Consider the following 13,521-nt stretch of genomic DNA (forward strand, 5'->3'; position numbering starts at 1 on the left):
ATATGCCTCAAAAGCATGGAATCACAAAGCAAGCATCATGGGAATCCTGAATCTGATCAGGGGCGACACGCTCTAGATAGATGCGCAGCCACGGGGTATAGATGTTTGGACGTTGACGGATGCGCTTTTCCAAATCCGCCATATCGATCCATTGCACATCCATCACCTCATCGCGATTAGGGGTGACGGGAATACGCGACCGCACACGGGTTACGAAAATGTCCACCACCTCGTGTTCTATAAGGCCGTCGCCAACATCGGCGCGATACTCGACCTGTTCGCGATACTGTAGAGGCAACCCCTGCAGGCCCAGCTCCTCATCCAACCGTCTGGCGGCGCACGACACCGGGTCTTCGTCCCAATGAGGATGCGTACAGCAACTGTTCGCCTATAGACCGGGGGTATGGTATTTGCCCATAGCGCGGCGCTGAAGCAGCACCTCGCGCCCATGCATCACGAAGACCGAGACCGCCTTGTGCCGCAGCCCTTCACGATGCGCTTGCAGTTTTTCGACCGCGACAAGGTCGCCGCCCACCCATGTGGGGATCATCACAGTCATGTATAGGCCTTTGGGACCAAGCGGGTCAGATGGGCGAGGTTCTTGAGCCCGATCTTGAGATGCGCCATGGGTCGCGCCTTCACCAGCCGCTTGTTCATATACGCCTCAAACGTCAGACGCTGCACATCAACGTCATGGCACAGCGACACGAAACGTTCGCGCCTCTCGTCGGATTTGTAATAGGCGTTCTGCATCGAGGCCAGCACTCGGAACACAGTCTTGTGCTCGCGCATGAAAAGCTGCCGGGCAAGGCGCAGGTCTTTGACCCGCCCCGACGTCAGACAGGCCGCCGCGGCGGTGGCGGCCACGCGCCCCCCGGCCATGGCGTAATAAATCCCCTCGCCCGAACTGGGCGCGACGACACCGGCGGCATCCCCGGCCAGCACGACATCGTGGCCATTGTCCCAACGCTCAAGCGGTTTGAGCGGAATGGGCGCGCCTTCACGCCGGATGGTCGGGCAATCGGCAAGGCCACTGGCGATGCGCAGATCGGCCGTCGCCTTTTTCAGATCCACCTCGCGCACAAGCGAGCCCATGCCCACGCTGGCCTTTTGCCCGTGCGGGAAAACCCAGCCATAAAAATCTGGCGAAATACGGCCATCATAGATCACATCGCAGCGGTCCGGGTGATAATCCCCCACCGCGGCAGGGGCCTCGATAATCTCGTGGTAGGCAATCACATAAGGGATGCAGTCGCCGCCCGGCACCTCGTCACGCGCCACGTTTGAACGGGCGCCATCCGCGCCGATCACCAGCTTGGTGGTGAGGCGGGTTTCTTCGCCGCTAACCTTGTCGCGATACACCACGGCCGAGCCAGTCCCATCGCGGTCGATCCGCAGATAGGTGCCCGTCAGCCGCACAGCCCCGGCGCCGGCTGCACGCTCGCGCAGGAATTCATCGAAATCCTCACGATCAACCATCCCGACAAAGCCGTTTTCAATCGGGATATCCACACGGCGTCCAGTGGGCGAGATCATCCGCGCGGTGGTGATCTTGGCAACCAAAAAATCCTCGGGGATATCAAAATCAGCGATCAGGCGCGGCGGGATGGCCCCACCACAGGGCTTGATCCGCCCGGCCTTGTCCAGCAGCGCCACCTTTCGGCCCGAGCGGGCCAGATCCTCGGCCGCGGTGGCCCCGGAAGGCCCACCCCCTACGACAACGACATCATATTCAGCCATGATCTATTCCCCCAGAACGATAATTGCATTGCGGCCCTGGCGGTGTTCGATCACCCGCATGGCCATGAGGGCCGCCAGCACGAAAAGCGCCGCTTCAGCCAAGAAAACTGCGCCAAAGGCTGCGGCGTCCTGCCCCGATGCCACGCGCATCACATCCACGGCGGCGGCGCCGACCAGCCCGCCAAACCCGGCTGCAATGGCTTGCGCCGCGCCCCACAGGCCCATGCGCGTGCCTTCACGCGCGCCGCGCCCTTTACCCGCCAGCGCCATCATCGACCCGATGGCGGCCACGGCAAACATGCCATTGAAAAATCCAAGCGTTACGACCGCGCCGATCAACGCCTTGGCAAAGCCCACCTGCCCCAGACCGGTGATGACAGTCAAACTGACCGCTGACCCAAGGCAGCCCGCAACAACCCAGTGCCGAAGTGAGCCGATACGAAGGCCGGTCGCGGCGATGCCAACGGTGAGCATTCCAAGGAAAACCCCGCCGTTCTGCGCCCCGCTGAGCGAGGTGGATTGCCCGGGCGTGAAGCCAAAGACCAGCCCGGCATAGGGTTCGAGTATCAACTCCTGCATGAAATAGGCTGTCATTGACAGGAAAACGAAGATGGTGAAAAAGCGCGCCTCGGGTTCGGCCCAGACCTCGCGCAGACCGTCGATCAAGCGGGGGGTGTCGCTATGGCGAGCGGGGGCTTTGACACCGCGCTCAATGCCCCAAACCGCCAGCGTTGTCAGCGCGACCGCCCCGGTACAGACGATCCCCACGATCTTCAGCAGAAGCTGCGGCGTGTAAGGATCAAGGAATGCACCCACGCTGCCTGCGGTCACGGCGATGCCCGCAATCATCATAAGCCAAGTGATCGTGGCGGCCGCCGGGCGACGGTGCGGCGCGGTGGCCGTGGCCAAAAGCGCCAGAAGCGATGTACCCGACGCCCCAACACCCACACCGATCAAGGCATAGGCAAGGAGCGACAGGGTCAAACCCACGGCATAGGACGTCTCAAACAACACGACCCCCTGCGCCGCGCCATAGGCCCCAAAGGCCAGCGCCGCCATGCCGCCGATAATCCAACGGGTCCGATGCCCGCCTGCGTCTGACAAAAAGCCCCAGTTGGGGCGGGTAATTTGGATGCCATAGTGTAGCGCCACCAGCGCACCGGGCAGGACAGCGGGCAATGCAAGCTCCACCACCATCAGGCGGTTGAGCGTCGAGGTCGTCAGGACCACCACCGCCCCAAGCGCCATTTGCACAAGGCCCAGACGGATAATCAACAGCCAATTCAAGGTCATGGCGTCCCCTCCATCGTGCGCAGGGCAAAGGCGGCGATCATCATGCCGCTGACATAGAGGGTGACGCCAGTGGCATTGTACCACGGCGCGCGACCTTTGGGATCACTAAGCAAAATACGCATCGCCCAAAGCTGTGCGGCCACAAGCGCCGCGATGGCCAAGGCGTGATAAGGACGATCCCATGCAACCAGCAAAACGATAACCAAGAGTTGCGGAAGCGCCATGACCCAACAGGCCATGCGCGCCGCGCGTTCCGGGCCGAGGGTCACGGGAAGCGAGTTGACGCCGGTTTGCCGGTCCCCCTCCAAGGCCTTGAAATCATTGAGAGTCATAATGCCATGCGCCCCAAGCGCATAGAGCAGCGCAAGGATGACCGCCGGAAACGACGGCGCCCCGGCGGACAACACGGCAGCACCAGTGAACCACGGCAGGCCTTCATAGCAAAGACCCACAAGCCCCGGCCCCCAGATACCCGACTTCTTGAGTCGAACGGGTTCAGCGGAATAGGCCCAAGCTGCCAAAACCCCAAAGACGGTCGCACCGCCCCCCCATGGCCCAAGGGTGGCCCCAAGAGCCAAGGCCAGAACACTCATCATCAGGGCGATCCAAAGGCCCCAACGGCCCGGAATGGCGCCAGACGGAATTGGGCGGTTGGGTTCATTTATGGCATCGACATGCCGGTCACACCAATCGTTGGCAGCCTGGCTCATACCGCAGACAACCGGGCCGGCGAGGATCATACCGGTCAAAACTGCGACAGGCGCCGAACTCAACGGCACCCCTGACGCAATGACACCACACAGATACGCCCATATCGGCGGGAACCATGTGATCGGCTTGATCAGGGTAAGCATGGCGCGCGGGTGCGGATAGCGAGGCGACGGATGTATATCAAATCTGACACTCATGGTGTCAATTAAACTATACACTCAGCGTTTTTGAAAGAGGTTTGTTTGCCACAGGTCGGGCGGCGCGCGGCGCTCAGTCGTCCTTGTCGGAATTCACAAGCCCATGCTTGCGTAGCTTGACGTAAAGACTCTGACGCGACAGGCCCAGCATCTGCGCGGCAGCCACGCGGTTATTGTTGGTGATCTGCACCGCGGTTTCGATGCACATTTTCTCAACCACATCCGAGGTGGCCGACACCAGATCCTTGAGCGAAGCCGTCCCGACCAAATCCATGACGTTGCGCATCGCCTCTTCGCTGACAATGGCGTTTGCATCCTCAACATCAGGCAGTTGATTCGAGGACACATCGCGAACGATCAGCCCGAATCCCAACTCGCCACCGCGTTGGCGCAATCTGGAAATCGAAATATCTACGGGTGTCCGATTGCCAAAGGCGCTTTTGAGCTGTGCCGAATAATGGCGGATAGGACCCTTTTTTGCCGCGCTTTCCAGCAACAGCTTGAGGTCAACCGACCCGCGCATCAAAAACTCGGACAACGATTGGTCTTGAACGTCACGCAGTTGCATCGCGTCGACCATGACAAGGAAAGCCTCATTGGCTTCGCGCACGAAACCCTTGCCGTCAATCAAAACGATTGCGTCGGCCGAGGCGGCGTAAAGCGACGCAAGCCAATGCGCGAACTCTGGGCCTGTAGCATCGTTGTCGTCGGTCGGCTCAATCACGCAGAGCAGCAAAGATTCCCCCGCCGCGCGGAAAAACATGGGCCGAAGGTTGAAAACCCGCCCATTGCGGCGCGACACGGCCTCAACCGTACGGGCCGACTCGGCATTGGCCGCGCTTTGCATGGCTTCCATGAATTCGCCGCGCCGCCGCCCCTCAAAGGTTTGCGACATGATATTGCCGGTCAGTGTATCGGGATTACTGCCAAGAAGGCTTGCAGCGGCCGAGTTTATATTGCGAATACGGGCCTTTTCGGGCTCGACAATGATGAAAGGTGTTTCCGATTGCTCAAGCACCACGCGAAACAGCGTTTGCTCACTTCTAAGAAGCTGCTGATCGCGCTCGCGGGCAAGCTGTTCGTGCACAAGACGCTGCTGAACCTCGGCCAGGGGCTGCATATCGCGACCGATAAGCAAAACCTCACCAGCATCGCCAATCCGGTGAAGGGTGTAACGAACCGGGAACTCCCATGTAGCGTTGTCCATGTGATTGAGTTCGATGGCGCGCACGGCCCCATCCGCGGACTTCGACAACTCGGCCAGACGGTCGGTGAACTTGATCGCACTGTCCGACGTCAGGAAGTTCTTGAAAGGCCGCCCGACCCAATGATCGAGACAGCCGAGTGCAGGGCTTTCGGGATTGACTGAAATACCTTGAATGGTGTCACCTGCATCCATGTAGACGGCAATATCCGACGACTGCTCTAGGATATTCCCAGCAGATCCCACGTCGGGCAAGCCCCCGGCGCGCATTCGCTCTGATGTCCGACTCTGTCTCGTCAAGTTTACACCTCGGTAAGCCAAGCCAAAGGCTTGGGCTTTCAAGCGTCAAGCAGCGCCGAACCCGCAACCGTTGACAGCTCTGCCCGCTCTACAGCCTCGCGAACCGACTTTACTGCGAAATCCGCTCCGGTGACTCGCTCAACCGCCTCAGCGTCTTCAACCGCAAAGCCTCCGATCGCTATTGGCGGGCAATGCTCAACTTTAGTTTTCAGGTATTCAACTATCTTCCTGCACTTTTCAACCGATTTCGGTGTTGCCGCAGTAATGCCTAGCAAAGAAAACCCACTTGTTTCTATTAAAGCGGCAATTTCCTCATCTTCAAGGCCAATGGCCATATGAACCCACAAACCGTGACGGCGGAACTGATCGGCGGCCACGAAGGCCCCAAGCGAATGGTTTTCAAAATTGGGCACGATCATCAGAACAGATTGGCCAAGCGGTATACTGCGGGTGAGCCAGCCCGCCTCGCCTGGCTGTGCTTTATTGCGGAACAGGGCCTGCAAGCGCGCCGCGCCCACGGTAACATCGACAAAGCTGGCCTTGTCGCCGACCCACATCTCGCCAAGAAATCTTGACACGGCGGGAATATACTTCTGAAACACCTCTTCGGAAGACACCCCCGACGCGACAAGCGAAGATATCGCCGCATGGTGGCTTGTCTCAGATTCTGAGATCATCGCCTCGGCAAGGTAGGCAACCCATTCCTCCCGCGATCGAGGCTTGTCAGATTGAGATTTGGATAGAACCGATCGCAAGGCGGATTCGACCAGAAATCTGATCGCTGGCTCACGTTTCTGGCTGATCCCCGAGCCGCTATTCCCGTTCTCTTCTCCCATGCGCTCCTCCCATGGCCGCACTTTGATGCCGTTATACACGACACCGAATAATTGCACTCTTAGGTTTAAGTCTGCTTAGGGCTGGATCAAATGTCAATTTTTATTGACATGCCAAACGCCTGAGTGGAACCAAATCACTGGGATCACCGACAATTTCTTGCAAACCGGCGCAAACGCCAGAAACGCCGCCCCGATCCTCCCCCCAACCCGCGAAACACACCGGCAATATGACAACCAATATAGACAGATCATGATTTTCTAATGTGTAAATTTCAATTGACACTTTCACCCTGAAAGCCATAGCATCGAATGACAAGATATCGGCTTTTCGAGGGACCAAATGACGCCAAGCGCGCAAAATACGACCCATTCGGCCGCGCTATACACCCCAGCGCAGCGCGCCCGGCGAGACTCAAGTCGCTGGACAATGGTGCAAGGCGTTTTGGCCCCCCTTCAGTTCGTCGCTTTCGTGATCTCATTGATCCTTGTGCTGCGCTGCCTCTGGAACGGCGCTGGATACGAGGCCGCGACCTGGTCGATCCTGATCAAGACGGGCTTTTTGTATCTGATCATGGTGACCGGCGCGATTTGGGAAAAAATCGTTTTTGGTCAGTACCTTTTCGCTCCTGCATTCTTTTGGGAAGACGTCTTTAGCTTTGTGGTGATCGCGCTGCACACGGCCTATGTCTGGGCGCTTTTCGGTGCCGCTTTGGAACCGGCGCCGCTCATGTGGTTGGCGCTTTGCGCCTATGCGGCTTATGTCGTCAACGCTGGGCAATTTCTTCTCAAGCTCAGGGCCGCGCGTCTTCAGGCGGAGGCCCCGGCATGACCGCCCACACGCCCCCGCCCCCCACCATGGGATGCCGCAACGCGCCGTTGCTCAAGGAACGTGGTCAGCACGAGGTTTTCTGTGGTCTGACGGGAATCATCTGGCTGCACCGGAAAATGCAGGATGCGTTTTTCCTGGTCGTCGGCAGCCGCACCTGCGCGCATCTTTTGCAAAGCGCCGCCGGGGTCATGATCTTTGCCGAGCCCCGTTTCGGCACCGCGATTCTGGAAGAAAGCGATCTGGCCGGGCTGGCCGATGCCCAAGAAGAGCTTGAGCGCGAGGTTGACCGCCTGTTGGCACGGCGCAGCGACATCCGTCAGCTATTCTTGGTCGGCAGTTGCCCTTCGGAAGTCATCAAGCTTGATCTGTCCCGCGCCGCCGAACGCCTAAGCGCCAAATACGCCCCGCGCGTGCGGGTTCTGAATTACTCGGGCTCGGGCATCGAGACCACATTTACCGAGGGCGAGGATGCCTGCCTTGCGGCGATGGTCCCGGCCCTGCCCGCCAGCGATGAGCGGCAGCTGATGATGGTGGGTGCCCTGCCGGACGTGGCCGAGGATCAGGCGCTGGACCTTTTGGCGCAAATGGGACTCACCAATGTCAGTGTGTTACCCGCCCGCAACGCCGACACCGAGGTTTCCGTCGGGCCAAACACTAGTTTTGCCCTGACCCAGGCTTTCCTGGGGGGCACCCATGCCGCCTTGGAAAGACGCGGGGCGCGTCATATCCCTGCACCATTCCCATTCGGCGAGGAAGGCACCACAGCGTGGCTTCGCGCCGTTGCGCAGGATTTCGGTATTGATCAGGCGCGTGTTGATGCCGTGACAGACGCGCCCCGTGCACGCGCCCGCAAAGCAGTGGCCAAGGCCGCGGAAACGCTTTCGGGCAAATCGTTATTCTTCTTCCCCGACAGCCAAATGGAAATTCCGCTGGCCCGGTTTCTGACCCGTGAATGCGGGATGGAGGCGCTGGAGGTGGGCGCGCCTTATATCCACAAGGCGCTTGTTGCCCCTGATCTTGACCTGTTGGCCGAAGGTCCGGTGATTTCCGAAGGGCAAGATGTTGAGCTGCAGCTTGATCGCTGCCGCGCGGCCCAGCCCGACCTGACGGTCTGCGGCCTTGGCCTTGCCAACCCGCTTGAGGCCGAGGGGCTTTGCACCAAATGGGCCATCGAGCTGGTCTTTACCCCGGTGCATTTCTACGAACAGGCCGGCGATCTGGCCAGCCTCTTTGCGCGCCCCCTGCGCCGCCATGACCTTCTCAAGCTGGAGGCGGCGGAATGAAGCTGAGCGTCTGGACATATGAAGGCCCGCCGCATGTCGGGGCGCTGCGCGTCGCCACCGCGATGAAGGGGCTGCACTATGTTTTGCACGCGCCGCAGGGCGATACCTATGCCGATCTTCTGTTCACCATGATCGAGCGACGCAACCATCGCCCGCCGGTGACCTATACGACATTTCAGGCGCGCGATCTGGGCAGCGACACCGCGAACCTGTTCAAGACTGCCTGCCAAGCCGCCTATGAGCGGTTCAAGCCGCAGGCGATGATTGTTGGCGCGTCCTGCACGGCGGAACTGATCCAGGACGACCCCGGCGGTATGGCCGAGACCATGGGCATGCCCATCCCGATCATCGCGCTGGATTTGCCCAGCTATCAGCGCAAGGAAAACTTCGGCGCGGATGAGACCCTGTTTCAACTTGTCCGTCGCCTTGCAAAACCAGTTGAAAAGACCGCGCAGATCACCGCCAACCTGATCGGCCCAACGGCCCTTGGCTTTCGTCATCGCGATGACATCACCGAGGTGACCGCGCTTTTGACCCATATGGGCATCAAGGTGAATGTCTGCGCGCCCTACGGCGCTACGCCCGAAGATCTGACACGGCTGGGGGCGGCGCATTTCAATGTGCTGATGTATCCCGAAACCGGCGAGGCCGCCTGCCGCTGGATGGAGCGGGAACTTGGCCAGCCCTTTACCAAAACCGTGCCCATCGGTGTCGGCGCCACCCGCGATTTTGTGGCCGAAGTAGCCAGGATCACCGGGCTTGAGGCCACGCTGGAAAAAGCCCGCCTGCGTCTGCCTTGGTATTCCGCAAGCGTCGATTCCACTTATTTGACCGGCAAACGCGTCTTTATTTTCGGGGATGGCACACATGTGGCCGCGGCCGCGCGCATTGCGCGCGACGAAATGGGCTTCGAGGTGGTGGGCCTTGGCTGTTACAACCGCGAAATGGCCCGCCCGATCCGGGCCTTGGCCAAAGAATACGGTGTCGAGGCGCTGATTTCCGATGATCATCTGGATGTGGAAGCTGCAATTGCCGAGGCCGCGCCCGAGCTGATCCTTGGCACCCAGATGGAGCGCCATACCGGCAAGCGGTTGGGCATCCCGTGCGCGGTCATTTCCTCGCCCGTGCATGTACAGGATTTCCCAGCGCGCTACAGCCCGCAGATGGGGATCGAAGGCGCGAATGTCATTTTCGACACCTGGGTGCATCCGCTGGTCATGGGGCTGGAAGAGCATCTGTTGACCATGTTCCGCGAGGATTTCGAGTTTCACGATGACGCCGGGGCCAGCCACCATGGCGGCGCACATGTGGCGCGCGAAACCGCCACGGCACCTGCAAACGGCCCAGAGGATATTTCGGACGATCTGAAAACCGGCGAGGTCATCTGGCTTGATGCGGCAGAGCGAGAATTGAAAAAGATCCCCTTCTTCGTGCGCGGCAAAGCCAAGCGCAATACCGAGACCTTCGCCAGCGAGCGCGGCCTTGAGGAAATCAGTATCGACACCCTTTACGAAGCCAAGGCCCATTATGCGCGATAACGTGGTCATAAACCCGGGCACCCTGCCCTATCGCGTGGTGATCCTGACATTGGACAGTCACGCGGCGGGGCCTTTTGCGCGTGTCGCCGAGCGGATGGCCGAGGATTTTCCTGGGCTGGAAATCAGCGTGCACGCCGCCGCCGAGTGGGGCGAGTGCGACGCTGCACTGGCCCGGGCGCGGGCGGCGATTGCCAGCGCCGATATCGTGGTCGCGAACTTGCTGTTCCTCGAAGAGCATATCAACGCCATCCTGCCCGACCTCGAGGCGCGTCGCGATCATTGCGACGCCATGGCCGGGATCATCGCCGATGGTCAGATCGTGAAATGCACCCGCATGGGCACGCTGGACATGGCCGCACCGGAGAGCGGCACCCGCAAGCTATTGAAAAAGCTGCGCGGGGGTGGCAAATCCGGCGGCGCGGGGCCGGCCAAATCGGATGACGGCGCGCGAAAAATGCGCATGTTGCGTCGGCTGCCGCGTATCCTCAAGCTGATCCCGGGCAAGGCGCAGGACCTGCGCGCATGGTGCCTGGTCATGCAGTATTGGCTGGGGGCGTCGGACGACAATATCGAGGCGATGGTGCGGTTCCTGATCTCGCGCTATTGTCACCGCGAGGATTGGCGCGGCCTGCGTGCGCCCGCGCCGCTGGAATACCCAGAAACCGGGCTTTACCATCCTGATCTCGAGGCCCGGATCACCACCGATCCCGCCGATCTTCCACACTGCGCGGCTCCAAATGGCACCGTCGGGCTTTTGATGATGCGCAGCTATGTGCTGGCGGGCGATACGGCACATTACGATGCGGTAATCCGCGCGCTGGAGGCTCAGGGGCTAAAGGTTCTGCCCGCCTTTGCCGGGGGGCTGGATGGTCGCCCCGCGATCGAGCGGTTCTTCCGCGATACAAACGGTGTCAAGATCGACGCACTGTTGTCGCTGACCGGGTTCAGCCTTGTCGGCGGCCCTGCGTATAATGACAACGACGCGGCCATCAAGGTGCTTCAAGACCTCGATGTCCCCTATGTGGCCGCGCATCCACTGGAGTTTCAGACGCTGGATCAATGGGCCAATTCTGCCCAAGGCCTTGGCCCCATCGAAACGACGATGCTGATCGCCCTGCCCGAACTCGACGGGGCCACAATGCCGACCGTCTTTGCCGGGCGTCATGGCGCAGAAGGGTGCAACGGATGCGCCCGCACCTGCCCTGCCACCTCGATCGTCAAGGCGATGGCCCCCTGCCCCGAGCGGGTCGAGGTTCTGGCCAGCCGTGTCGCGCGACAAGCCACACTGCACCGTGCCAAAATGGCCGAGCGCCGGGTGGGTATCGTGCTCTTTGACTTCCCGCCCAACGCCGGCGCGGCGGGCACGGCGGCTTACCTGGATGTTTTCACCTCGCTTTACAACACGCTGCACGCCATGGCGGCGCGCGGCTATGATCTGACCCCGCCCCAAAGCGTCGAAGCCCTGCGCGCCATCGTGCTTGAAGGCACGGCACAGCAATATGGCCAGGAGGCCAATGTCGCGGCCCATGTCGGTGCCGAAGAGATGGTGCGCAATACCGCGTGGCTGGACGAGATCGAGGCACAATGGGGCGCGGCGCCGGGGCGTGTGCAATCGGACGGTCGCGGCGTTTTCGTACTTGGGGCACAGTTCGGCAATGTCTTTGTCGGATTGCAGCCGGCCTTTGGCTATGAAGGCGACCCGATGCGCCTTTTGTTCGAGCGTGGCTTTGCCCCAACCCATGCATTCGCACAGTTCTACCTGTGGCTGCGGCACTCGTTCAAAGCCGATGTGCTGCTGCATTTCGGGATGCATGGCGCGCTGGAATTCATGCCGGGCAAGCAAACCGGGCCGGGGGCCGCGTGCTGGCCCGACCGGCTGATCGGTGACATGCCGAATGTCTATCTTTACGCCTCCAACAACCCGTCCGAGGCGACGCTGGCCAAGCGCCGCTCGGGCGCTGTAACAGTCAGCCACTTGACCCCGCCTCTGGCCACGTCCGGTCTTTACAAGGCGCTGGCAGAGTTGAAAGACAGCCTGACGCGCTGGCGCGAAATGGCGCCGGGGACCCCCGAACGCGGTGACATCGAAGTCCTGATCGCCGAACAAGCCGAGGCCGCCGACATGGCCGGACACCCGCCCGAGGCCTTGTGGTTGCGCCTTTTGGAAACCGAAGAAGCGCTGATCCCCGAAGGGCTGCATGTGCTTGGCCGGACGATGGATGCCGAGTCGCGCACTGAATATCTGGACCTGATGGCGCAGGCAGACCTCGAAACGCGCAGCCGCGTGGACGCGCATTTGCAGACCGACAGCGAAATTCCCGGCCTGCTACATGCCCTCGAGGGGCGCTATACCCCGCCGGTGCCGGGCGGGGATTTGATCCGCTCGCCCGAGGTTCTGCCGACCGGGCGCAACATCCATGCCTTTGACCCGTTCCGCATGCCCACTGCCTTTGCGTGCCGCGAAGGGGCCAAGCAGGCGCAGCTTTTGTTGGACACTCACAAGCGCCTGCCGCGCAGTGTGGCACTGGTTCTTTGGGGGTCCGACAATATCAAATCCGATGGCACGCCACTGGCGCAGGCCCTGTCATTGATCGGGGCCGAACCGCGCTTTGACAGCTTCGGGCGGCTTTGCGGGGCCGACCTTGTGCCGCTGGAACAATTGGGCCGCCCACGCATCGACGTGATCATGACGCTATCGGGCATTTTCCGCGACCTGCTGCCTTTGCAAACCAAGCTTCTGGCCGAGGCCGCCCTGAAGGCGGCCACGGCGGATGAGCCGCTGGACCAGAACTTCATCCGCGCCCATGCGCTGGCCTATGCGGAAAAAATCGGCTGTGACATGGAAACCGCCGCCTTGCGGGTCTTTTCCAATGCCGAGGGGGCCTATGGGTCCAACGTCAACCAACTGGTCGACAGTTCGGCCTTTGGCGACGAGGATGAACTGGCCGATGCCTATGAGGCGCGCAAAAGCTTTGCATACGGTGTGAACGGCAAGCCGACACAGCACACCGCCCTGTTGCGGCAGGCCCTGCGGGATGTGGATATCGCATATCAAAACCTTGAATCGGTCGAATTGGGCGTGACCACGGTGGACCATTATTTTGACACGCTGGGCGGAATTTCGCGCGCAGTGAAGCGCGCCCGCGATGGCGAGGAAGCGGCGGTCTATATCTCGGACACCACGCGCGGGGCCGGTAAGGTGCGCACGCTTTCCGATCAGGTCGCGCTGGAAACCCGCGCACGCTCGCTCAATCCGAAATTCCACGAAGCCCTTCTCAAGCACGGGGCCGAGGGCGTGCGACAAATCGAAAGCCACCTGACCAATACGCTGGGCTGGTCGGCCACCACGGGTCAGGTCGATCCTTGGGTCTATCAGCGGCTGTCGGAAACCTTTGTTCTGGATGACGTGATGCGCAAACGGCTTAGCGATCTCAACCCGGTCGCCTCGTCGCGCATGGCCAATCGCCTGCTGGAGGCGCATGACCGCGCCTATTGGAGCCCGGATGACGACACGCTGGCCGCGCTGCGCTATGCGGCGGACGCACTTGAAGACCGACTGGAAGGGGTGGCCGCCGAATGACACCGCAGCG

The 13,521-nt window shown here is 60.9% G+C and carries 9 protein-coding genes and 1 pseudogene; 4 read left to right on the forward strand and 6 right to left on the reverse strand.

The window, feature by feature from the left end:
• Nucleotides 1–7: 7 nt before the first annotated feature.
• The 6 genes and pseudogenes from idi to HAT86_RS10710 all read right to left on the reverse strand — a co-directional run bounded on the left by idi (nucleotide 8) and on the right by HAT86_RS10710 (nucleotide 6,281).
• A pseudogene (idi, locus tag HAT86_RS10685) lies at nucleotides 8–559 on the reverse strand (isopentenyl-diphosphate Delta-isomerase).
• Complete coding sequence (locus HAT86_RS10690; protein ID WP_167197108.1) at nucleotides 556–1,740, reverse strand: geranylgeranyl diphosphate reductase; 1,185 nt, start codon at nucleotides 1,738–1,740, stop codon at nucleotides 556–558. Before HAT86_RS10690 ends, idi begins: the two are co-directional and overlap by 4 nt.
• Nucleotides 1,741–1,743: 3 nt before the next feature.
• Nucleotides 1,744–3,033, reverse strand: a complete 1,290-nt coding sequence (locus tag HAT86_RS10695) for a BCD family MFS transporter (RefSeq protein WP_167197111.1) — start codon at nucleotides 3,031–3,033, stop codon at nucleotides 1,744–1,746.
• A complete protein-coding gene (gene chlG / locus HAT86_RS10700; RefSeq protein WP_167197113.1) occupies nucleotides 3,030–3,941 on the reverse strand; it encodes a chlorophyll synthase ChlG in 912 nt (303 codons plus the stop codon). Before chlG ends, HAT86_RS10695 begins: the two co-directional genes overlap by 4 nt.
• 73 nt (nucleotides 3,942–4,014) lie before the next feature.
• Entirely contained in the window at nucleotides 4,015–5,445 is a 1,431-nt protein-coding gene (gene ppsR / locus HAT86_RS10705) for a transcriptional regulator PpsR (RefSeq protein ID WP_231125884.1), read from the reverse strand.
• A gap of 38 nt (nucleotides 5,446–5,483) precedes the next feature.
• Nucleotides 5,484–6,281 (reverse strand): cobalamin B12-binding domain-containing protein, encoded by a 798-nt coding sequence (locus HAT86_RS10710; protein ID WP_167197116.1) that lies wholly within the window; start codon nucleotides 6,279–6,281, stop codon nucleotides 5,484–5,486.
• A 340-nt stretch (nucleotides 6,282–6,621) separates the two neighbouring features.
• Here HAT86_RS10710 and bchF point away from each other — a divergent pair, with 340 nt between their 5' ends.
• From bchF to HAT86_RS10730, 4 genes are read left to right on the forward strand one after another with little or no spacing between them, the layout of a single operon-like run.
• Nucleotides 6,622–7,110, forward strand: coding sequence for a 2-vinyl bacteriochlorophyllide hydratase (gene bchF / locus HAT86_RS10715; RefSeq protein ID WP_167197119.1), 489 nt, complete (start codon nucleotides 6,622–6,624; stop codon nucleotides 7,108–7,110).
• The gene (locus tag HAT86_RS10720; RefSeq protein ID WP_167197122.1) at nucleotides 7,107–8,393 is read left to right on the forward strand and encodes a ferredoxin:protochlorophyllide reductase (ATP-dependent) subunit N; all 1,287 of its coding nucleotides are present in this window, start codon (nucleotides 7,107–7,109) and stop codon (nucleotides 8,391–8,393) included. Before bchF ends, HAT86_RS10720 begins: the two co-directional genes overlap by 4 nt.
• Nucleotides 8,390–9,931: a ferredoxin:protochlorophyllide reductase (ATP-dependent) subunit B gene (bchB, locus tag HAT86_RS10725; protein WP_167197125.1), complete on the forward strand. Its 1,542-nt coding sequence runs from the start codon at nucleotides 8,390–8,392 to the stop codon at nucleotides 9,929–9,931. Before HAT86_RS10720 ends, bchB begins: the two co-directional genes overlap by 4 nt.
• The gene (locus tag HAT86_RS10730) at nucleotides 9,921–13,511 is read left to right on the forward strand and encodes a magnesium chelatase subunit H (protein ID WP_167197128.1); all 3,591 of its coding nucleotides are present in this window, start codon (nucleotides 9,921–9,923) and stop codon (nucleotides 13,509–13,511) included. Before bchB ends, HAT86_RS10730 begins: the two co-directional genes overlap by 11 nt.
• Nucleotides 13,512–13,521: the final 10 nt, after the last annotated feature.

This window comes from Roseovarius gahaiensis, from assembly GCF_011601345.1.
Lineage (GTDB): Bacteria > Pseudomonadota > Alphaproteobacteria > Rhodobacterales > Rhodobacteraceae > Roseovarius > Roseovarius gahaiensis.